Origin of the sequence: Exiguobacterium sp. TDN 0502 (genome assembly GCF_050846835.1) — a bacterium.
GTDB lineage: Bacteria > Bacillota > Bacilli > Exiguobacteriales > Exiguobacteriaceae > Exiguobacterium_A.
The window spans coordinates 265830-286210 of sequence record NZ_JBOZGJ010000001.1 but is presented as its reverse complement, the minus strand read 5'-3'; the positions used below and the strand labels follow the sequence as shown (position 1 = coordinate 286210).

Genomic DNA, 20381 nt, shown 5'->3' with positions numbered 1-20381 from the left:
AGACGAGTCGACGCATTCGACTCGTCTTTTTTGCGTCTTTCAATCAGATCAACACATTTATTAATGAGATTTTGCACATATGATGATACAATGAGTTAGCTATTATAAGAGTTAGCTAATTTATTAAGAAATGAGGTGCGTCGATGTCTTCGACTACAACAAAAACGAATACGACACCTGTCGTCATCGGATTATTAATCGGGATTTTAGTCGCAGCAATGGACAACACGATCGTTGCGACGGCGATGCCGACAATCGTCAGCGAACTAAACGGGTTTGATCAGTACGCGTGGGTCACGTCGGCTTACATGATCGCAACCGTTGCCGGGATGCCGATTTTCGGTAAGCTGAGTGACATGTATGGAAGAAAGCGATTCTTTCTCTTTGGAATGCTTCTTTTCATGATCGGAAGTATCTTGTGCGGGATGGCGGACTCGATCATTGAGCTGTCTGCCTATCGTGCGTTACAAGGGCTTGGTGGTGGGGCATTGATGCCAATCGCCTTTACGATCATCTTTGATATTTTCCCGCCTGAAAAACGCGGGAAGGTCAGTGGTTTATTTGGAGCCGTCTTCGGGATCTCCAGTATCTTCGGTCCCTTACTTGGTGCTGTATTGACGGATTCGCTCGACTGGCGCTGGGTGTTCTACATCAACATCCCGCTCGGCTTGATTGCGCTCGGTCTCGTGACGGTCTTTTATCAGGAATCACCGGTTCACCGGACACAGAAAATCGACTATGTCGGTGCCTTGACCCTCGTCGCCGGATTGATTGTCTTCCTGCTCGCGCTCGAAATGGGTGGGAAGGAATATGCATGGTCTTCTCCGCAAATTCTCGGGTTGTTCGGAGCTGCTCTTGTCGCGTTCATTGCCTTTGCATTTGCGGAACGACGTGCTGCGGACCCCGTCATTACGTTTAGTTTGTTCCGTCGTCGTTTATTTGCGGCAACACAAGGCGTTGCCTTCTTTTATGGATTCGTCTTCATTTCGGCGAGTGTCTTCATTCCGATCTTCGTTCAAGGAGTCTTTGGTGGCAGTGCAACGAACTCCGGTCTGATTCTGATGCCGATGTTGATTGCCTCGGTCGTCTCGGCACAACTCGGTGGGCAATTACCGAATAAGTTTGGATTCCGAAACGTCATGATGGTCTCGGCGGTCTTTTTCTTACTCGGTGTCTATCTGCTCAGTACGATGACGCTTGAGACGTCGCGGACAGCGGTCACGATCTATATGATCATTCTCGGCTTCGGGGTTGGCTTCAGCTTCTCTCTGTTGAATCTCGCGAGTATCAATGGGATCGAGATGCAACGTCGTGGAGCTGCGACCTCGATGGGCTCGACATTCCGGACAATCGGGATGACGCTTGGTGTCACGGTTCTCGGAATCATTCAATCACGGACGTTCACGTCAGCTATAGCGGATCGGTTACCGCAAGGCGGAGCGCCGTCCGGTGGACAATTCCCGACGGCTGCTGCCTTTGCGAAGATGCCTCCAGAAGTTGCGACAGCAATCAAGACGTCGCTTGCAGAATCGATCTCAACCGTCTATTTCTGGGCATTGATTCCAGCAGTGCTCGGTGTCATCTTCATCTTCTTGATGGGGAACGAGCGTCCGATTCTGTCGGAACAATCGGCTCCGGCGAAAAAGAAACAAGCTCAATAATCACGTTTCGACAACGTCTTCTTTCTTATTAGAAAGGGGCGTTGTTTTTTTGTTGAATTAGATAAAAAAAGACGAACCTGGATTGTTCCAGATTCGTCTAGCAGAACTTATTTTTTGATATCGAATGTCGTGCTGAGGAAGTCAACGACTTCTTCTGCTGTATCCATATCAAGCACTTGTTCAACGATTGCTTCACACTCTGACTTGTTGAGGCGTGTCATCAAGCTACGTGCACGAAGGACAGATGATGCTGACATCGAGAACTCATCGAGACCAAGACCAAGAAGGATTGGAAGTGCCAATTCTTCTCCTGCCATCTCACCACACATGCCGACCCATTTGCCTGCTTTGTGTGCTTCTGTGATGACGTTGTTCAAGAGGTTCAAGATCGCTGGGTTGAACGGTTGGTACAGGTACGATACTTTCTCGTTCATCCGGTCTGCTGCCATCGTGTATTGAATCAAATCGTTCGTTCCGACAGAGAAGAAGTCGACTTCTTTTGCGAACTGACGAGCCATGACCGCCGTTGCTGGGATCTCGACCATCATACCGACTTCGATGTCTTCTGATACGGTAACGCCTTCACCTTGGAGGTTTGCTTTCTCTTCCAGGAGAAGGGCTTTTGCAGCACGGAACTCTTCGATCGTTGCGATCATCGGGAACATGACAGCAAGTTTACCGTATGCACTTGCACGAAGAAGTGCGCGCAATTGTGTTCGGAACAAGTCTGTCTGATCGAGACAAAGGCGGATCGCACGGTAACCGAGGAACGGGTTCATCTCGTGTGGGAGATCAAGGTACGACAATTCTTTGTCGCCACCGATGTCGAGTGTCCGGATGACGACTTTTTTGTCGCCCATTGATTCGAGAACCGTTTTGTAAGCTGTGAACTGCTCGTCTTCCGTTGGGAATGTCTCTGCATCCATGTAGAGGAATTCCGTCCGGTAAAGACCTACTGCTTCCGCACCGTTATCCAAAACGCCTTTGACATCGTTTGGTGTACCGATGTTTGCAGCGAGCTCGACGTGATGACCGTCAGCTGTCACTGTTTTTTCGTTCTTGAGTTTTTTCCACTCTTCTTTTTGTGCGATGTACGCTGCACGTTTTGCTTCGTACTCCGCCACTTGCTCTTCGCTCGGGTTGACGATGACGTCACCTTCTGCACCATCAAGAATCAGAAGATCGCCGTGTTTTACATCCGTCAAGACGACTTTTGTACCGACGACTGCTGGGATTTCGAGTGAACGTGACATGATGGCAGAGTGCGATGTCCGGCCACCAATGTTCGTTGCGAAACCTTTTGCATATTTACGGTTCAATTGAGCTGTATCTGAAGGCGTCAAGTCTTCTGCGATGATGATGACTTCTTCGTTGATTTGAGCTGGAGTGACGAACGTGATTCCGAGAAGGTGAGCCATCGTCCGTTTTGTGACGTCACGGACGTCGGCTGCCCGTTCGCGCATGTATTCGTTATCCATTGATTCGAAAATCATGACCATCATGTTCGCGACTTCATCGAGTGCTTTTGCAGCATTTGCTTGCTCGTCCTCGATTTTTGCGTTCACCTGACTGACGATTTCCGGATCTTCTAAGATGAGAAGGTGAGCTGAGAAAATCTCCGCTTTATCTGGACCTAATTCTTGTAAGGTATTTTCACGGATGACTTCGAGTTCCGTCTTCGATTTTGCAATCGCTGCTTGGAAACGTTCTTTTTCCGCAGCCGCATCCTCGATTTTGTGCGATGGAATCTCAAAGACCGGTGTTTCCATCACGAATGCTTTTGCAATCGCGATCCCTGCAGAAGCGCCAATTCCTTTGATATGTTGTGCCATGTGCATTACCCTCTTTTCAGTAAGTTTTTTTAACGCGACGACTTCGTTTCTTAGCTATCTATAGATACCCATAAACGCCTCTCTCTTAACAAGCCTTCTGCGCACTCTCCCTTGAATGAAAACGTAGACATTTCCCGGAACAGCAAACGCATCGTTTCTTGAAGTGCCTCAACATTTCACCCGTTTAATCCTATCATATTGTGAAACGGGCAACAATTGTTTGAAACCAAGCATTTCGACAAATTGTCGAACGGAGGCAGTGAAAGCGTTTGCCGTGAGCCGAGAGGCTATCAGTTGGAAAATGGCTGAAAACACTTCATACTAAGAGATACTAGTCAAAGGGGGAGTTTTATATGCAAACGAATCAATCCGTAGACGTACTCGTTGTCGGGATTTCAGGAAATCAACCACTCGATGAACGGTTACAAACATTGTATGGTGACAAATTAGAAGAGTGGGTCCGTCAAGGTGATATTTCAACGAAACGGGGAGAACTTCGTCTGTTGCCAACATTAGCGGGAGACGTCGCACGTGTCTTGTTCGTCGGACTCGGGAAAGTCGATCAACTCACGCAAGATGATTTGCGTCGCTTACTCGGAAAAGCCGCTCAACACGTCAAAGCCCGCCGTTTAGAGCAGGTCACAGTTGACGCGACGACATTCCCAGGGCAACCGGTCGAACTGATTGCTGAGACATTCACCCTCGCTACATATGAGGTCAAGCATTACAAGACGTCGCCTTCTAAAGCATATACGCTACATCTGACGGTCTTACCTGAAGAGGAAGAAGCAACACGCCGTGGAACGGCTTTGGCTGAAGCGACGAACTTGGCGCGTCGTCTCGTAACGATGCCAGGGAATCTCTTGACGGCGCCAGCACTTGCAGACGAAGCCCGTTTCATTGCGGAACGTCATGGTCATGACCTTCGGATCATCGATAAGGAAGAGATGGAAGCCCTCGGTATGGGCGCCTTGCTTGCCGTCAACCAAGGATCCGTCATTCCACCGAAATTGATCGTCCTTGAATATAAAGGATCAGCAGACGCACCGATCGCCGTCGTCGGTAAAGGTGTCACGTTCGATACAGGTGGTTATTCGATCAAACCGAAAGACGGCATCGTCGGGATGAAAGGCGACATGGGGGGCGCGGCAGCGGTTCTCGGGCTATTCGAAGCACTTGGTCAGCTCAAACCTGATGTTCACGTCATCGGTGTCATTCCGGCAACGGACAACATGATTTCCGGCGATGCCTTCAAACCGGATGATGTCATCACGTCGATGGCGGGGAAAACGATCGAGGTCTTGAACACGGATGCGGAAGGTCGGCTTGTTCTCGCTGACGCAGTCACGTACGTCAAAGAATATCAACCGAAAGCGATCATTGATCTCGCTACATTGACAGGTGGCGTCCTTGTTGCCCTTGGAACAGAAATCACGGGTGCGTTGACGAATGATGCGTCACTCTACGAACGTTTTGAACAGGTGACGAAAGAGACAAATGAGATGGTCTGGCAAATGCCGTATGTCGATGCGTTCATCAAACAAGTCCGTCGTTCGGACGTCGCTGACTTGAACAACTCACCAGGGCGCATGGGTCACATGATCTTCGGTGGTGCGTTCGTCGGTGAATTCGTCGGGGACACACCGTGGCTTCACCTTGACATCGCCGGAACATCGGAACAAAACCAAGCCTCAGAGATTGGTCCAAAAGGAGCAACAGGCGTCATGGTTCGTAGTCTGTACCGGTTCGTCGAACAAGAAAAATGAGACGTTGGAATCTACTCGGTGTCTTACTGACGATCCTTTCCGTCGTCTGGTATTTGGATACGCGCGATCGTCTATCGCTCGGCTTCGCGACATTCATCGGCATTTTCACGGTGCTGTCGCTACTACGTTCGCTCCGGGAGAAGACACATGTACGTCATCGGGATTGATGCTGCGAAGGCGGGATGGGTCCTCGTTCAGTATCGGCATGGTCATTATAGTGCGTCTGTGGTCGCGACGCTCGATGAGCTACCGCGAGCGGACCGGATTTGGATTGATATGCCGATCGGCTTGGTGGAAGGACGGCGCGAAACGGATCAGCTGCTGCGACGGGAACTACGCCCCGGTCGAACGAGCAGTGTCTTTAATGCACCTTTCCTCAGTGCACTGACAGCATCAAACTATATGGAAGCAAATGATTTAGCAAAACAACATGCTGGCATCGGTCTCTCCAAACAAGCGTGGTATCTGTTACCGAAAATCAGGGAAGTCCGTCAGCGATACCGTAGCGAAATGAATGAAGCGCATCCGGAAGTCTGTTTTGCGCGACTCGCCGGTCATCCGGCGCGGTTTTCGAAGAAAACGAATGAAGGTATCGCGGAGCGGATTGACTTGCTGGAACACTTTGATTGTCCGCCATTCTGGAAACGGCATCAGTCGCATGTTGCAATCGATGACTGGCTCGATGCCTGTCTTCTGGCGACAGCAGCACGTTTTCCATGTGAATTTCTACCGGCTGATCGACCGGTTGATCAGGATGGCTATCCCTTATACGCAGCACTACCTAAAAAATCACCCTCACCGGAATGGTGTGGGTGATCCTTTCACAAAGGCATAGATATAATGGAAAATCTGAGCATTGTAGAGCGCTTTTAAGATGACGGCAATCAACGGTCCGAGGATCAATCCGAAGACACCGAAGAACTGAATGCCGACGAACAATGCAATCAATGCCGTAATCGGCTGGATGCCGATATTGTCACCGACGATTTTCGGCTCCATGACATTGCGCTGAAGGATGACTAAGGCGTATAAAACACCAAGGGCGATCGCAAGTGATGTATCTCCCGTGATGATGGAATACGCAATCCAGGGTAAGAAGACAGAACCTGTTCCGAGATAAGGCAAGATGTCGAAGAAAGCAGCGATGAAAGCAACTGCGAACGGATGATCAACACCGATGACAAAAAGACCGATCAAAACGATGAAGAAGGTAATCGTAATCAGGGTGAGCTGAGCCTTGACATAACCGAACAAAGCCGACCGAAGACTGAGGAAGACCGATTCGAGACGGGCGAACCATGGCAGCATCTCGTAGCGTTTCAATCGTAGTTCGTACTGGTGCCAATCTTTTGCGATAAAAAACCAGGCGAGCAGGACGATGACGAAAATCAACGCAATCGACGGCAAGGTCGCAAGAACGGATTGGAGCATCATGGCAATGCTCTTTGAGCCTTCGCCAATTGCGCTCGCGAGTGAACTACCGAGCGACTGGATACTGTTCTGAACCGTATTTTGTTGAGAGGGTTCAAGTGATCGCAAGGCTTCCGAAGCATCGTTCCAAATCGGCGCCAGTTTGTCGTTGTACAGCTTTTGAAAATACAGGCTGAGCTCCTGGATTTGCTCCGGAAGTTGATTAGCGACGAAGACGAGTCCGCGAATCAGTTGCATGATGATCAAAGCGAGCGAACCGACCAATAGACCACTGATTAAAATGATGGATAATAACGCACCCCATCCCCGGTTCATCCGTAACCGCTTTTGAAAGAAATCAACGAGCGGTCGGCTGAATAGTGCAAGCAAAAACGCAAAGACGAATGGATACAAGATGGACGAGAGACGGATGAGTAACCATCCGACGGCCACGAAGGCAAAAATCACCGTCAGAAACCGGGCCATTTGCCAAAGACGTTCAGTCGACACAAGCAACACCTCTTACTGGATTATGTAGAATTGATATCATCATATCATGTTTGGGTACATTGCGAGTCATTCAAAAGGAGGAGAACTGAGTGCAGAAAAGAGAAGTTGGATTATTTGCAGCGTTGATTGCTGCGACGACCGTTGGAATCCGGGAATGGAAGAAAAATCAGATGTTCGCGCAACGGGTCAAGCAAGAGACGGAACAACGCGTACGTCAGGCAATCGTGGAGGAGCAGACAAATGGAACAGATGAAGATACTACAACAAAAGGTTGATGCGACGATCCGCTCACTCGGTGGGTATTTTCGACCGTTGTCGGGACTCGCGCGTTTGACGGAGGAAATCGGTGAGGTCGGAGAAGCGCTGGAGCAACAAGATGAAGCGGCACTTCGTGCGGAACTCGTTGATGTCTTGATGATTTCGACCTGTCTTGCCAATCAATACGCAACGGATCTAGCAGCCCAGCACAAGACACTCGGTACGGCAAGCGATGATCAAGGTGGTTCGTTTTATCGACTCGTGCATGAAGCCGGACAAATCGCACGTGTCATGAATGGGTATGAAGGGGATAAACCACCGAAAGCGAAAGATGCCATCATTCCGATTGGTCATTCCTTGGCACGTCTGCAACGGGAGCTGTTCCGTTTAGCACGTCCGTTAGACCTGGATTTACTGACGGAAATCGACCGGACGAATGAAAAAAATCTGAAGCGGGACAAAACACGGTTTGCCTTGACGCGTGATCCGATTACGGAAAAGACAATCGATCATTTCCGGAGTGCGACAGGAAGCGAGGCACGCCTCTGGGGAGCACCAGTTTACGAGGATGACTGTACACTAGAAGCGAATATAGAGACGGCGCTTCCATCGCTCCGACGTTTCCTTCGCTGTGCGAAGGTCGAGGGAATCGAAGCATTCGTCTTTGAGGCGCCGATGGAACGGTCGCGTAGTTTGGTCGAGGTGAAAGAACTAGCGGATCAAATAGGACGCCTGATCAAAGAACGCACACCGCTTGATTTCAAGGATTCACCGTATCGGCTGGAGGTCTTCGCGCCACAACTTGGTCCTGTCTCTCCGTATCATGCGGAAGATGACCATCGGATGTTCCTTGTTTTGTATGTGGATTGAATTCAAAAGCCGCCTGCTCTTGTGAGCAAGCGGCTTATTTGTCATGGACTTACCGTGAATGAGACGACGTAACCTCATCTTGCGTCTGCCATTTTTTCATGAAACGCTGGATGCGAGCGATCGCCTCCTGCAGTTGTTCAATCGAACTCGCATAACTCGCCCGGACGTATCCTTCGCCGCTTGCGCCGAAGACGGATCCCGGAACAACGGCGACGCGTTCAGCGAGTAATAGCTGTTCTGCAAACTGCTCACTCGTCAGTCCGGTATGACCGATATACGGGAAGGCATAGAAGGCACCACCCGGTAGATGTGTCGGTAGACCCGCATCGTTTAGCGCTTTGACGAAGTAGTTTCGGCGTTGACGATAACTCGTCACCATGTCAGGAACCGTCTTATGGCGTGAACGCAACGCTTCAATGCCTGCGAATTGGACGAGTGTCGGAGCACACATCATCCCGTATTGATGAACTTTCAGCATCGATTGTGTGATGGCAGGCGGTGCGCAAGTGAAGCCAAGTCGCCACCCTGTCATCGCGAATGCTTTCGAGAAACCATTGATGACGATCGTCCGCTCCCGCATGTCGGGGAGGGTCGCAAAACAGACGGCTTCGGTTTCGTAAGACAACTCCGCATAGATCTCATCACTGATGACGTATAAGTCATGTTTCTTTACGAGCAGGGCGAGATCAGCGAGTTGATCTCGCGTCATCGTTGAACCTGTCGGATTCGAAGGGAAACAGAAAATGATTGCTTTCGTCTTATCTGATAAGAGCTGTTCAATCGTTTCCGGTTGAATCGCAAAACCATCTTCTGCATGACAGGCAGCGGCGACTGGAATTCCTCCGGCAAGTTCAATCAACGGAGCATATGAGACGAATGCCGGTTCGACGACGATGACTTCATCCCCCGGATTGATCAGACTGCGAAACGCCAGATCAAGACCTTCCGAGGCACCTGTCGTAACGATGATTTCTTCCGTCGTCGAATAGGAGATGGCGAATTTCTCTTGCATGTAGTGTGCGATTTCCTGACGTAACTCGAGTAAACCGGCATTGGCACTGTATGCCGTGTAGCCTTGCTCGAGTGCGGCAAAACTCGCTTCCCGGACATTCCATGGCGTGACGAAATCGGGTTCACCGACACCGAGGGAGATGACGTCCTCCATCGATCCGGCTAAATCAAAGAAACGACGGATGCCGGATGGGGCTAGCTGTTCGACGCGTTCGGATAATGATTTCATGGAGACACCTTCAATCGTTTATCTTCATCATCCTGACTGAAAAGAACCCCGTCATGCTTGTATGTCTTCAAGCGGAAATGGGTCGTCGTCGAGATGACAGAGTCGAGCGTCGATAATTTTTCGGAGACGAATTGAGACACTTCCTGTAACGATTTACCGTCTAAAACGACTTGCAGGTCATATGCTCCGGACATCAGATAAAGAGATGTCACTTCCGGGAAGCGATGGATGCGATCGGCAACCTCATCGAACCCGCGACCCCGTTTCGGTGTGACTTTGACATCGATGAACGCTGTCACACCATGATGGGCATGGATCTTTTGCCAATCGATGACGGCAGTGTAGCCGAGGAGGACACCGTCGCGTTTAAATGTTTCGATCGAAGCGGCTACTTCTGCTGCTTCCCAGTCGAGCATCTGAGCAAGCAAGGTCACATCCATGGGTCCGTTTTGTGAGAGTAGTGTCAGCAGTTCAAGTTGTTTTTCCGTATACATAAAATTCACTCACTTTCTGTCAATTGACCATTGAATGTCCGACGTGTCTGTCGCAATCGTGCGCGTCTTTCTTCTTGGACGATATGGAAGTTCTTCATTTCGCGTGTCGGGAGTTGGTGTTTTTCGACCAGACGGTCAAAATAGACGCGTCGCGCTGCGTCCTGTCGCGCCGACTCATGATTGCCGGACGGATTGAAGGCGTACAGAACGGTTGCGCGAGCCGGATGCAGGATTAAATGATCTTTACCGACGCGTAAAATCCAGTCCCAGTCCCAGTAATTGAAGACGTCTTCGTCAAACGGACCGAGCTGATCGTGAAGCGATTTACGGTAGAGCGATCCGGACGGAATATACGTCGAGTCTTCCCGGATCGTCTCCGAATCATACGGATACGCAAACGGCTCGCAATCAAGTGCTACGCGGCGATCGCCTTCCCAGTGATACGTAAAGAGTTCCGCATCCGTATAGGTCAGATCGGCACCGGCTTCAAGATCACCGACCGCTTCTTCGATATGGCTCGGTAATAGAAGATCATCGTCATCATGAAGTAAAATGTAGCGACCGGAAGCGAGTGTGACGCCGTGGTTGCGAGCGCGGACATGATGATTTTCTGGCAATTCGACGTATGTCAGTTGCAGACAATCCTGATACGCAGCCGTCACTGCCGAGACATCGTCTCCGTTATTATTCAAGATGATGACTTCGAAGTCCTGATAGTGTTGTCGCGTCAACGCCTCTAGCGCTTCTGCTAGCTCACGCGGACGATTGTAGGTCGGGATGATGATGGATACGGTTGGCATCAGTAATCGCTCCTTGAACAAAGACACCTGTTCAGGAACAGGTGTCTGCTTGTTTTTTTACATGTGTGCTTCGATACGTGGAAGCAGTTCGTTCCACTCAGCTGAAGGCTCTTTCGTCACGGTGACGAAATCACCGTAAGCGAATAAATTGTCGATTCCATCAATCGTAATCAATGATGCGAGCAACGCATCTTCAGGTGTATCTTCTTTTTTGACACTCGTACTTTTAGCGCCGAAGCGTTGTTCCTCGAGCGTGATTTTGACGGAATTCGGATTTGGTGTGTAATCGACTTGCATAGATAAGCTCCTTTCAATGTACATACGAACGGTTCATATGTCATCTTTTCGTGTTGGATACATTCAATCCCTCTTCTTTTAAACAGAAGATCGATATATCCAGTATATCAGAAAATTCGAAGAGAAAATTTTCATCAGAAATAGGATAAAAGCATCATCTTTTTTTAAAGGTTCTTATGAACTTATAATTTGTTTTGCTCACTATCTCAATATATCTCAAAAGGCGTCACGGTGCCTTTTTCAAATTGTTTGACCTGAATTTCAAAGCAAGGGGTTATTTTTTTGAATTTCAGTGATAACCTATATCTTGTACATAAACAGGTTTAAAAACGTCTAAAACGTCTATATATAGAGTGATACTTGTAGAGTCCTTTCTATATGTAGGGCGTCTTTTTTTAGTTTATCGTATTTCATTGTGTAATGCGAACCTGTTTAACGATAGAGAATGGGAGTGGTTCATAGTGGCATCTCCACTGAATACAGCACGCATCTTCAAAGGTGCAATGACAATAGAAGACGTATATGTCGTAATTCGGCAGGCAACGGAAACGTATCCGGAGCTCGATATCGACCGCTATACAGAACGTGCCATCCGAGCGCTTGAAGGGAAGTCCTTACAAGCAGATCAAGTCTATGAACTGTTAACGATGCACGCACTCGATATGTTGAAGGCAGAAGAGCCGAACTGGACATTCGTAGCGACAGCGACTTACTTAAACCGGTTATACCTGGAAGCAGGTGAAAATCGCGGATATGCAGCGGAAGAACGATATGGCTCGCTGTATACGCTGATTGAAAAACTGACAGAAATCGGCATCTTCACGAAACATTTACTAGATGCGTATTCGAAAGAAGACATCAACGAACTGTCGGCATCGATCGATCCTTCCCGCGATCACTTGTTCACATACATCGGTCTTCGAACACTGGCAGACCGGTACCTCGCACGTGATCACGTCAAAAACTTGTACGAGCTACCGCAAGAACGATTCATGGTCATCGCGATGACACTGATGCAAAACGAACCGCAGGAACGCCGTTTAGAACTCGTCAAAGAAGCTTACTGGGCATTGTCGAACCTCTACATGACAGTTGCGACTCCGACGCTTTCGAATGCTGGTAAGTCTTACGGTCAACTTTCTTCATGTTTCATCGATACAGTCGATGATTCGCTACGCGGTATCTACGACTCGAACACGGACGTGGCGACGCTCTCTAAAGGTGGCGGCGGCATCGGCGTCTACATGGGGAAAATTCGCTCACGCGGTTCAGACATCAAAGGATTCAAAGGTGTTTCAAGCGGTGTCATCCCATGGATGAAGCAACTGAACAACACGGCAGTCAGCGTCGATCAGCTCGGTATGCGTCAAGGATCGATTGCGGTGTATCTCGACATCTGGCACAAAGATATTCTCGAATTCCTGGACGCGAAGCTCAACAACGGAGACGAGCGCCTTCGGACACATGACTTGTTCACAGGCGTCAACTTACCGGACCGTTTCATGCGTGCTGTTGAAGCACGGGAAGACTGGCATTTATTTGACCCACACGAAATCAGGACCGTCATGGGCTTCAGTCTCGAAGATTACTTCGATGAGACGGAACAAGGGGGCAGCTTCACAGAACGATACGAAGCGTGTGTCAACGAACCGCGTCTCAGCAAAAAAACAGTTCCGGCGATTGACCTCGTCAAACGCTACATGCGTTCGCAACTTGAGACAGGGACACCATACATGTTCTTCCGTGACGCCGTTAACCGTGCGAATCCGAATAAACATGCAGGTATGATTTACTCATCAAACCTTTGCTCGGAAATCATGCAGAACATGAGCCCGACGACCGTGACGGAAGAGTACACGGAAGATGGTAAGATCATCGTCACGAAGACACCAGGGGACTTCGTCGTCTGTAACTTGTCATCGATCGCGCTGGCACGAGCTGTTCGTTCTGACGTCTTAGAGCGCTTGATTCCAATTCAAATGCGGATGCTTGATAACGTCATCGATCTGAATACGATCGACGTCCCGCAAGCACAACTAACGAACCAAAAATACCGTGCCGTTGGTCTTGGAACGTTCGGCTGGCACCATCTGCTCGCACTCGAAGGCATCCGTTGGGAATCGGTCGAAGCGGTGCAATACGCTGACCGCCTCTACGAGAAGATTGCTTACTTGACGATCGATGCGTCGATGCAGCTCGCAAAAGAAAAAGGGGCATACCGTCTCTTCGAAGGATCGGAATGGCAAACAGGTGAGTACATCAAACGTCGTCACTATAAAACGACGGATGAGCTCGATTGGGATCGTCTCCAAGCGGACATCACGGCGTACGGAATGCGTAACGCATACTTGATGGCAGTCGCACCGAACTCATCGACAGCGATCATTGCTGGTAGTACGGCATCGATTGATCCAATCTACAAAAAAGTCTACTCGGAAGAGAAGAAAAACTATAAGATTCCAGTCACGGTTCCAGATTTAACACCGGAAACGAACTGGTTCTATAAATCGGCGTTTGAGATTGACCAGCTATGGAGCATTCGTCAAAATGCGTCGCGTCAGCGTCACATCGACCAAGCGATCAGCTTCAATCTGTACGTGAAAAATAACGTCAAAGCAAAAGAGTTACTCGAGATGCATATGGAAGCATGGCAACTCGGGATGAAGACGATCTACTACACGCGTTCGACGACGGTTGAGATCGACGAATGTGAATCGTGTTCATCATAAGAGAAGGAGGACGATATCATGAAGGCAGCAATCGTATACGCGTCATTGAGTGGAAACACGGAGGAGGTGGCAGAACTCGTCGCAAAGACGTGTTCTGAGATGGGAATCGAGCCGACGATGTTGTTTGCGGACGAAGTGACGACGTATCAGTTAACGCCTTATGATATCGTCTATTTTGGTTCGTATACGTGGGGAGATGGACAATTGCCCGACGATATGCGCGACTGCCTTAGAACCGTTCTAAAGGAGAGTTCGCATGCGATTCCGCAGGCGGCCGTGTTTGGAACGGGGGATAAGATGTTCGTCAAATATTGTCGCGCCGTCGATGAGATGGCGTATCACCTCTCGAAATTCGGGGTGCCGCTTGCCGGAGAACTGTTGAAAATCGAGCAGTCACCGCGCAATCGCCCACATCTCGTCAAGGAATGGACGAAACGGACCATTCTTCAATTACAGCAAGAGGGAGTCGAAGCACATGGAACAGCTACAAAAAATCAAACTGCTTGATGCACGTCATCCGAATCGCGCGACAGCGATCATCGGTGGCGAAACGAGTGCCATCGTCAACTGGAACGATATTGCGTATCCACAGTTTTATTCGATCTATAAACAATTGTTATCAAACTTCTGGATTCCAGATGAGATTTCGATGTCAAAAGACATGCAGCAGTGGAATCAATTAAGCGAACGGGAACAGGATGCCTTCAAACGGATCATCGGTCTACTCTCGATCCTTGACTCGGTTCAGACACGCTATATCTTGGAATCAGCGATGTTCACGTCAGATTCATCCGTTCACGCGATTCTCGCAATCGTCGCGCAACAGGAAGTCGTTCATAATCAATCATACAGCTACGTCTTATCCAGCTTGGTTCCATTGGCTGAACAAAACCGGATTTTCGATATTGCAAAAGACGACGACATGGTCATGAAGCGTAATGCATTCATTCTTGATTTATACGAAGATTTCCAAAATGACCGGACGCCAGAAAACTTCGCGAAATCGCTCGTTGCTTCAATCGTCCTCGAAGGCATCAACTTCTATTCAGGCTTTGCCTTCTTCTATAACTTGGCGCGTCACCAAAAGATGGTCGGGACGTCGACGATGATCAGCTATATTCAACGGGATGAACTGCAACACTCGTACTTCATCAGCCAATTGTTACGTGCTGTCCTGTCGGAGCATCCAGAAATCGATGCCGATGGTTCCTTCACACAATTCGTCTACGACACGTTCAAGCGTGCCGTTGATCTTGAAATCGAGTGGAGCGAATATGTCTTGCGTGATCTAGACGGTCTTGATGTCAGTGAAATGCGTGACTACGTTAAATATCTCGCAAACAAACGTCTTCGCGTCATCGGTTTGTCGGATCTCTATGAAGGGCACGACGAAGACGTCATGCCATGGATTCGTGCGTATTCGGATGATTCGATGAACGCGACGAAATCGGACTTCTTCGAACAAAAATCACGTTCGTATGCGAAAGTAACGGATGCGAATGGATTCGATGATCTATAAATGATAAATAGAGCAATTGATGATTGCTTCTACTCTATATTTCCTTTAGTCTAGGACAGGTGAGGTCTTGCTCGACTCCTGCGGAAAAACAAGTCATTATGACCCTGGAAGATGCGACGCATCTGAAGCGGCATGAGGGCTTGTCCGCGGAAAGCGAGCAGACCGAGACTGTCCGTTTTTAATGAATTGTCTGATCAGCTTTTAAAGATCTCACATATTACTTTTCTTGATTTCTTCAGGTCAATTGAGCAAAAGAACAAAAAAAGGGCCGAACTCGGAAAGTTCGGCAGAATCAGGGGGAATACTTGAAGTCTTGCTATTAAAATGTTCCCTTGTGAAATAAAAAATAAACAAATTCCAAAAATATTTTTTACGATACAAGAAAAGTGTGTTATTATAAGTTGATGAATTTAGTTAGGGAGTGTATACATTATGGCAAACTTTGAAAAAGACCAAGTCGTTACTGGTAAAGTAACTGGTATTCAAAACTTCGGTGCTTTCGTAGCACTTGACGAGCAAACACAAGGTCTCGTCCACATCTCAGAAATCTCACACGATTACGTAAAAGACATCAACGATTACGTAAAAGTTGGCGATGAAGTAACTGTTAAAGTTCTCGACATCGACGAAGCTAACAAAAAAATGAAGCTTTCGATCAAAGCAACTCAGGAAGCTCCAAAACGTGAAGCACGTGCGAAAGGTCCACGCAAAAACGCTGGACGTCGCGATGCAGGTCCTGCTTTCAAACAAGAAGAAGCACCTGGATTCAACGTTCTTAAAGGTAAATTGGAAGAATGGATTGAAAAATCAAACTTCCAAAAATAAGCCACATGAGAGAATCGGCATCGGTCGGTTCTCTTTTTTTGCGCAAATTTTACATACGACAAGCATTAAATTAGATGCAAAAGGGGAATGTGTGGATAATGTAAGGTGTTCATTACTTATTGAGGAGGCAACACAGATGGAAAACTTTGAATATCGCAATCCAACGAGACTTATTTTTGGTGACGGTCAAGTCAGCCAACTGAAACCACAACTCGAAGCACTCGATGCAAAGAAAGTCATGCTCGTCTTTGGTGGCGGCAGTATCAAACGGAACGGCGTTTATGATGATGTCACACGTGAACTCAACGCGGCAGGAATCGAGTACGTCGAATGCGACGGTGTCGAACCGAACCCACGTATCGAGACAGCGGAGCGCGGTATCAAAATCGCCCGTGAAGCAGGCGTGGATGCACTACTTGCACTCGGTGGCGGTTCCGTCATCGACTGCACGAAATTGATCGCTGCTGGTATCCCGTATGAAGGTGAAGCATGGGATCTCGTCATCGGTAAGGCAACACCGGAAACGGTCATTCCATTTGGAACAGTCTTGACGCTTGCCGCAACAGGTTCTGAGATGAACTCGGGATCGGTCATCACGAACTGGAAAACACAAGAGAAATACGGTTGGGGTAGCCCGCTTACGTTCCCGACATTCTCAATCCTTGATCCGAAATACACAGTCAGCGTACCGAAAGATCAAACAATCTACGGTATCGTCGATATGATGAGTCACTGCCTCGAGCAATACTTCCACCCTGCACATGCACCGGTCCAAGAACGGATGACAGAAGGTGTCATGAAAGCAGTTGTTGAAGCAGCACCAAAACTCGTCAACGATCTCGAGAACGTGGAACTTCGTGGCACGATTCTCTTCGCTGGTACGATGGCACTCAACGGTGTTCTTCAAATGGGCGCGCGCGGCGACTGGGCATCACACAACATCGAGCACGCTGTCTCAGCTGTTCACGATATCCCGCACGCAGGTGGACTCGCGATCCTTTTCCCGAACTGGATGCGCCACGTGCTTGACGAATCAAATGCACACCGTTTCGTGACACTCGGTGAAAACGTCTTTAACGTTGATACGGAAGGAAAATCAGAGATGGAAGCAGCACATGCGACAATCGACGCAATCAGCGCTTTCTGGACATCACTCGGTGCACCTAACCGTCTTGCCGATTACGACATCAAAGAAGATACAGTTGATTCAATCGTCAAGTCAGCGATGACACGCGGCGACTTCGGTAACTTCAAATCGCTTGGAAACGACGATGTGCGTCAAATCGTGACAGCTGCCCTATAAGACCCTGTAACATTTGCTAATCATTTCACAAAAGACTTGAACGACCTTCCTTCTTGCGTTTTAATGAAAAGGAAGGTCGCATTTCGTTGCGAATGAATAAGGAGGACGATGGCATGTCAACAGTACGTTTTGATTATTCGAAAGCCCTACAATTCGTAGGTCAACATGAAGTAGATCATATGGCGGAGACGGTAAAGACGCTTCACCATGCGATTCATGCAGGAACTGGCGCAGGAAGTGATTTCTTAGGGTGGGTAGATCTTCCGACGAACTACGATCAAGCGGAATTCGCACGCATCCAAGCGTCTGCAGAAAAAATCAAGTCGGATTCTGATGTGTTGTTAGTCGTCGGAATCGGCGGTTCATATCTCGGAGCGCGTGCTGCGATCGAGATGCTCGGACACTCGTTCCATAACTTGTTATCAAAAGAAGAGCGCAAAGCACCACAAATCATCTATGCCGGTCATAATATCTCTTCAACGTATCTGCATGATCTATTCGAAGTTCTCGAAGGAAAAGATGTATCGGTCAACATCATCTCAAAATCGGGTACAACGACAGAACCAGCAATCTCGTTCCGTCTCTTGAAAGCATTCATGGAAGAGAAATACGGTAAAGCAGAAGCGAAACACCGGATTTATGCAACGACGGATAAAGCACGCGGTGCATTAAAAACACTCGCAGACTCTGAAGGGTACGAAACATTCGTCATTCCGGATGATGTCGGTGGTCGTTTCTCTGTTCTGACACCGGTTGGTTTGTTGCCGATCGCAGCAGCTGGTATTTCGATCGAAGAGTTGATGCAAGGGGCACGTGACGCACAAGAGCGCTACGCAAGCGAAAACCTAGCGGACAACGAAGCGTATCAATACGCAGTCGTCCGAAATGCCCTCTATGCGAAAGGGAAGACAATCGAGCTTCTCGTCAACTACGAACCAGCACTCCATTACGTATCGGAGTGGTGGAAACAATTGTACGGCGAGTCAGAAGGAAAAGACTTCAAAGGGATCTTCCCGGCAGCAGTCGACTTCTCGACGGATCTCCACTCGATGGGTCAATACGTCCAAGAAGGCCGTCGTGATCTGTTCGAGACAGTCATCAAAGTCGGTCAAGCGCGTCATGCATTGATGGTTGAAGAAGATGCTCAGGATCTCGATGGATTGAACTTCCTTGCCGGCAAGTCGATTCAATTCGTCAACGATAAGGCAGCAGAAGGTACGTTGCTCGCACACACGGACGGACAAGTACCGAACTTGACGGTCGAACTTCCAGAGATGACACCGTATCACCTCGGATTCCTGTTCTACTTCTTCGAAAAAGCGTGTGCGATGAGTGGTTACCTCCTCGGCGTGAATCCATTCGATCAGCCGGGCGTCGAAGCGTACAAGAAAAACATGTTCGCTCTTCTTGGGAAACCAGGATTCGAAGCTGAAAAAGCAGAACTTGAAGCACGTTTGAAGTAAGGCGAAATGACAGTCGATCGTTCCTTTTTGGAACATCGGCTGTTTTTTTGTGTTCGCTTGATGACAAACAGCTATCATTTTCCAGTTTTAGAGCCTTTCCTGGCGTTTTCACTTTTAGAAAACCTGTGAAACAGGTAAAGTGAAATTAGAAGAAGAAATGAGGTGCACGTACGTGATTACATTCTTGGATTATTATCAAAATCAGGTGGAACTAAGTTTTGAGGACCATCCGTTCTCGGATCGTCCCCTGCATGTCTGGGTCATTGCCGTGTACGAAGGGAAATGGTTGCTGACCCATCATAAGCAGCGCGGGTATGAATTTCCGGGTGGGAAGGTCGAACCCGGCGAGACAGCAGAAGAGGCTGCACGACGCGAAGTGATGGAGGAAACCGGAGGGCAAATCGGTTCCTTATCCTATATCGGACAATACCGTGTTGCCGGAAAAGGGGACACGATCATCAAGAATATCTACTTTGCCGAGATAGCATCGTTATCCTCCCATCTAGCCGTGGATGAAACAGACGGTGCCTTTTTATTCGAAGAACTCCCTGATCGGCTCGATACGAATCGGCAATACAGCTTCATGATGAAGGACCGTGTCCTTCCGGAGACACTTCGTGTACTTAGCGAACGCCGATTGGTTTGAACTTCCGCGCCAAGGTCCGTTTCGAACATTTCGGATGTTCTATACGACAGCGGACGGAGAGCGCGTCGGTGCGTATATCGTGTTGCCGCAAGTTGCGAATGGACAGGGAGTTCTCTACTTGCGTGGTGGAACACGTTCGATCGGCATGGTCCGAACGACACGATTAATGGCTTTCGCACAAGCCGGATTTTTCGTCATGGCACCTTTCTATCGGGGGAATTTAGGAGGAACGGGAAAAGAAGACTTCGGACATCACGACGTGGATGACGCATGCAGTGCTTTCGACTGGTTGCAGCAACGTGTCTCGCGCGTTCACGCATTCGGATTTTCTCGTGGTGGACAGATGGCGTTGCTGCTGGCGCATCACCGTCCGGTTGCCCGAACAGTGTCGTGGGCAGGAGTGACCGAGTTGACATGGACGTATGAGGAGCAGAAGACGATGCAAAAGATGCTGCGGCGCTATACGGGAGGTACACCAGATACTGTTCCTGAAGCATACAAGGTGCGTTCACCGCTTCATGTTGCCCCGCAAGGTGAGGTGTTGTTGATTCACGGTGCGTATGATGAAAACGTCCGCTTACGGCATGCAACGGCTTACGCTGCGCGTCACCCCGTGCAGACGACACTTCAGACCTATGCCTATGCGCATCAATTTCCGATTCACGAAAAGTTACGTGTGACGCAAAATGTATTGAACTGGTTTGAGAGTGGCTACTATAATCGATGAAATTGCCGGTCCGATGAATATCGTACCGGCT

General features: G+C 48.7%; 20 protein-coding genes. 14 read left to right on the top strand and 6 right to left on the bottom strand.

The window, feature by feature from the left end:
• Positions 1-143 precede the first annotated feature (143 nt).
• Positions 144-1661 (top strand): MDR family MFS transporter, encoded by a 1518-nt coding sequence (locus tag ACRPK8_RS01365; RefSeq protein WP_432236588.1) that lies wholly within the window; start codon positions 144-146, stop codon positions 1659-1661.
• A 107-nt stretch (positions 1662-1768) separates the two neighbouring features.
• Here ACRPK8_RS01365 and ptsP read toward each other — a convergent pair whose 3' ends face one another.
• A complete protein-coding gene (gene ptsP / locus ACRPK8_RS01360) occupies positions 1769-3493 on the bottom strand; it encodes a phosphoenolpyruvate--protein phosphotransferase (RefSeq protein ID WP_432236587.1) in 1725 nt (574 codons plus the stop codon).
• A gap of 353 nt (positions 3494-3846) precedes the next feature.
• Between ptsP and ACRPK8_RS01355 the strand changes: the two genes are divergently transcribed.
• Genes ACRPK8_RS01355 through ACRPK8_RS01345 form a run of 3 tightly spaced genes read left to right on the top strand, consistent with a single transcriptional unit; the run spans position 3847 to position 6075 of the window.
• Complete coding sequence (locus tag ACRPK8_RS01355) at positions 3847-5259, top strand: leucyl aminopeptidase (RefSeq protein ID WP_432236586.1); 1413 nt, start codon at positions 3847-3849, stop codon at positions 5257-5259.
• Positions 5256-5426, top strand: coding sequence for a hypothetical protein (locus tag ACRPK8_RS01350; protein ID WP_432236585.1), 171 nt, complete (start codon positions 5256-5258; stop codon positions 5424-5426). The genes ACRPK8_RS01355 and ACRPK8_RS01350 overlap by 4 nt, the downstream gene beginning before the upstream one ends.
• Positions 5407-6075: a DUF429 domain-containing protein gene (locus ACRPK8_RS01345; RefSeq protein WP_432236584.1), complete on the top strand. Its 669-nt coding sequence runs from the start codon at positions 5407-5409 to the stop codon at positions 6073-6075. Before ACRPK8_RS01350 ends, ACRPK8_RS01345 begins: the two co-directional genes overlap by 20 nt.
• Here ACRPK8_RS01345 and ytvI read toward each other — a convergent pair.
• The gene (gene ytvI, locus ACRPK8_RS01340) at positions 6055-7179 is read right to left on the bottom strand and encodes a sporulation integral membrane protein YtvI (RefSeq protein ID WP_432236583.1); all 1125 of its coding nucleotides are present in this window, start codon (positions 7177-7179) and stop codon (positions 6055-6057) included. The genes ACRPK8_RS01345 and ytvI overlap by 21 nt on opposite strands.
• Positions 7180-7268: 89 nt before the next feature.
• Here ytvI and ACRPK8_RS01335 point away from each other — a divergent pair, with 89 nt between their 5' ends.
• On the top strand, positions 7269-7454 hold the full coding sequence (locus ACRPK8_RS01335; RefSeq protein WP_432236582.1) for a hypothetical protein: 186 nt from the start codon (positions 7269-7271) through the stop codon (positions 7452-7454).
• Positions 7429-8307: a MazG nucleotide pyrophosphohydrolase domain-containing protein gene (locus ACRPK8_RS01330; RefSeq protein WP_432236581.1), complete on the top strand. Its 879-nt coding sequence runs from the start codon at positions 7429-7431 to the stop codon at positions 8305-8307. The genes ACRPK8_RS01335 and ACRPK8_RS01330 overlap by 26 nt, the downstream gene beginning before the upstream one ends.
• A 49-nt stretch (positions 8308-8356) precedes the next feature.
• On the opposite strand, the gene ACRPK8_RS01325 is transcribed toward ACRPK8_RS01330, so the two are convergent.
• From ACRPK8_RS01325 to ACRPK8_RS01310, 4 genes are read right to left on the bottom strand one after another with little or no spacing between them, the layout of a single operon-like run.
• Complete coding sequence (locus ACRPK8_RS01325) at positions 8357-9547, bottom strand: aminotransferase (protein ID WP_432236580.1); 1191 nt, start codon at positions 9545-9547, stop codon at positions 8357-8359.
• Positions 9544-10041: an Lrp/AsnC family transcriptional regulator gene (locus ACRPK8_RS01320; protein ID WP_432236579.1), complete on the bottom strand. Its 498-nt coding sequence runs from the start codon at positions 10039-10041 to the stop codon at positions 9544-9546. Before ACRPK8_RS01320 ends, ACRPK8_RS01325 begins: the two co-directional genes overlap by 4 nt.
• Before the next feature lie 5 nt (positions 10042-10046).
• The gene (locus ACRPK8_RS01315; RefSeq protein ID WP_432236578.1) at positions 10047-10841 is read right to left on the bottom strand and encodes a glycosyltransferase family 2 protein; all 795 of its coding nucleotides are present in this window, start codon (positions 10839-10841) and stop codon (positions 10047-10049) included.
• Positions 10842-10898: 57 nt separating this feature from the next.
• Positions 10899-11138: a NifU N-terminal domain-containing protein gene (locus tag ACRPK8_RS01310; RefSeq protein ID WP_432236577.1), complete on the bottom strand. Its 240-nt coding sequence runs from the start codon at positions 11136-11138 to the stop codon at positions 10899-10901.
• A 461-nt stretch (positions 11139-11599) separates the two neighbouring features.
• Between ACRPK8_RS01310 and ACRPK8_RS01305 the strand changes: the two genes are divergently transcribed.
• The 8 genes from ACRPK8_RS01305 to ACRPK8_RS01270 all read left to right on the top strand — a co-directional run bounded on the left by ACRPK8_RS01305 (position 11600) and on the right by ACRPK8_RS01270 (position 20350).
• Positions 11600-13867 (top strand): ribonucleoside-diphosphate reductase subunit alpha, encoded by a 2268-nt coding sequence (locus ACRPK8_RS01305; protein WP_432236576.1) that lies wholly within the window; start codon positions 11600-11602, stop codon positions 13865-13867.
• An 18-nt stretch (positions 13868-13885) separates the two neighbouring features.
• Positions 13886-14374: a flavodoxin domain-containing protein gene (locus ACRPK8_RS01300; RefSeq protein ID WP_432236575.1), complete on the top strand. Its 489-nt coding sequence runs from the start codon at positions 13886-13888 to the stop codon at positions 14372-14374.
• The gene (locus ACRPK8_RS01295; protein WP_023469115.1) at positions 14343-15386 is read left to right on the top strand and encodes a ribonucleotide-diphosphate reductase subunit beta; all 1044 of its coding nucleotides are present in this window, start codon (positions 14343-14345) and stop codon (positions 15384-15386) included. The genes ACRPK8_RS01300 and ACRPK8_RS01295 overlap by 32 nt, the downstream gene beginning before the upstream one ends.
• Positions 15387-15818: 432 nt before the next feature.
• Positions 15819-16211 carry a S1 domain-containing post-transcriptional regulator GSP13 gene (gene yugI, locus ACRPK8_RS01290; RefSeq protein WP_012371159.1) on the top strand — a complete coding sequence of 131 codons (393 nt, stop codon included), beginning with the start codon at positions 15819-15821 and terminating at the stop codon, positions 16209-16211.
• A 136-nt stretch (positions 16212-16347) separates the two neighbouring features.
• Positions 16348-17514, top strand: coding sequence for an iron-containing alcohol dehydrogenase (locus ACRPK8_RS01285; protein WP_432236574.1), 1167 nt, complete (start codon positions 16348-16350; stop codon positions 17512-17514).
• A gap of 113 nt (positions 17515-17627) precedes the next feature.
• Positions 17628-18977 (top strand): glucose-6-phosphate isomerase, encoded by a 1350-nt coding sequence (locus tag ACRPK8_RS01280; protein WP_432236573.1) that lies wholly within the window; start codon positions 17628-17630, stop codon positions 18975-18977.
• Positions 18978-19149: 172 nt separating this feature from the next.
• Positions 19150-19623: an RNA deprotection pyrophosphohydrolase gene (gene ytkD / locus ACRPK8_RS01275; RefSeq protein WP_432236572.1), complete on the top strand. Its 474-nt coding sequence runs from the start codon at positions 19150-19152 to the stop codon at positions 19621-19623.
• Positions 19595-20350: an alpha/beta hydrolase family protein gene (locus tag ACRPK8_RS01270; RefSeq protein WP_432236571.1), complete on the top strand. Its 756-nt coding sequence runs from the start codon at positions 19595-19597 to the stop codon at positions 20348-20350. The genes ytkD and ACRPK8_RS01270 overlap by 29 nt, the downstream gene beginning before the upstream one ends.
• Positions 20351-20381: the final 31 nt, after the last annotated feature.

Coding starts and splice junctions, on each gene's coding strand:
- ACRPK8_RS01345 (WP_432236584.1), top strand. CDS start 5,407: ATGTACGTCATCGGGATTGATGCTGCGAAGGCGGGATGGGTCCTCGTT.
- ACRPK8_RS01310 (WP_432236577.1), bottom strand. CDS start 11,138: ATGCAAGTCGATTACACACCAAATCCGAATTCCGTCAAAATCACGCTC.
- yugI (WP_012371159.1), top strand. CDS start 15,819: ATGGCAAACTTTGAAAAAGACCAAGTCGTTACTGGTAAAGTAACTGGT.
- ACRPK8_RS01350 (WP_432236585.1), top strand. CDS start 5,256: ATGAGACGTTGGAATCTACTCGGTGTCTTACTGACGATCCTTTCCGTC.
- ACRPK8_RS01330 (WP_432236581.1), top strand. CDS start 7,429: ATGAAGATACTACAACAAAAGGTTGATGCGACGATCCGCTCACTCGGT.
- ACRPK8_RS01300 (WP_432236575.1), top strand. CDS start 13,886: ATGAAGGCAGCAATCGTATACGCGTCATTGAGTGGAAACACGGAGGAG.
- ACRPK8_RS01315 (WP_432236578.1), bottom strand. CDS start 10,841: ATGCCAACCGTATCCATCATCATCCCGACCTACAATCGTCCGCGTGAG.
- ACRPK8_RS01320 (WP_432236579.1), bottom strand. CDS start 10,041: ATGTATACGGAAAAACAACTTGAACTGCTGACACTACTCTCACAAAAC.
- ACRPK8_RS01295 (WP_023469115.1), top strand. CDS start 14,343: ATGGAACAGCTACAAAAAATCAAACTGCTTGATGCACGTCATCCGAAT.
- ACRPK8_RS01355 (WP_432236586.1), top strand. CDS start 3,847: ATGCAAACGAATCAATCCGTAGACGTACTCGTTGTCGGGATTTCAGGA.
- ACRPK8_RS01285 (WP_432236574.1), top strand. CDS start 16,348: ATGGAAAACTTTGAATATCGCAATCCAACGAGACTTATTTTTGGTGAC.
- ACRPK8_RS01365 (WP_432236588.1), top strand. CDS start 144: ATGTCTTCGACTACAACAAAAACGAATACGACACCTGTCGTCATCGGA.
- ACRPK8_RS01280 (WP_432236573.1), top strand. CDS start 17,628: ATGTCAACAGTACGTTTTGATTATTCGAAAGCCCTACAATTCGTAGGT.
- ACRPK8_RS01325 (WP_432236580.1), bottom strand. CDS start 9,547: ATGAAATCATTATCCGAACGCGTCGAACAGCTAGCCCCATCCGGCATC.
- ptsP (WP_432236587.1), bottom strand. CDS start 3,493: ATGGCACAACATATCAAAGGAATTGGCGCTTCTGCAGGGATCGCGATT.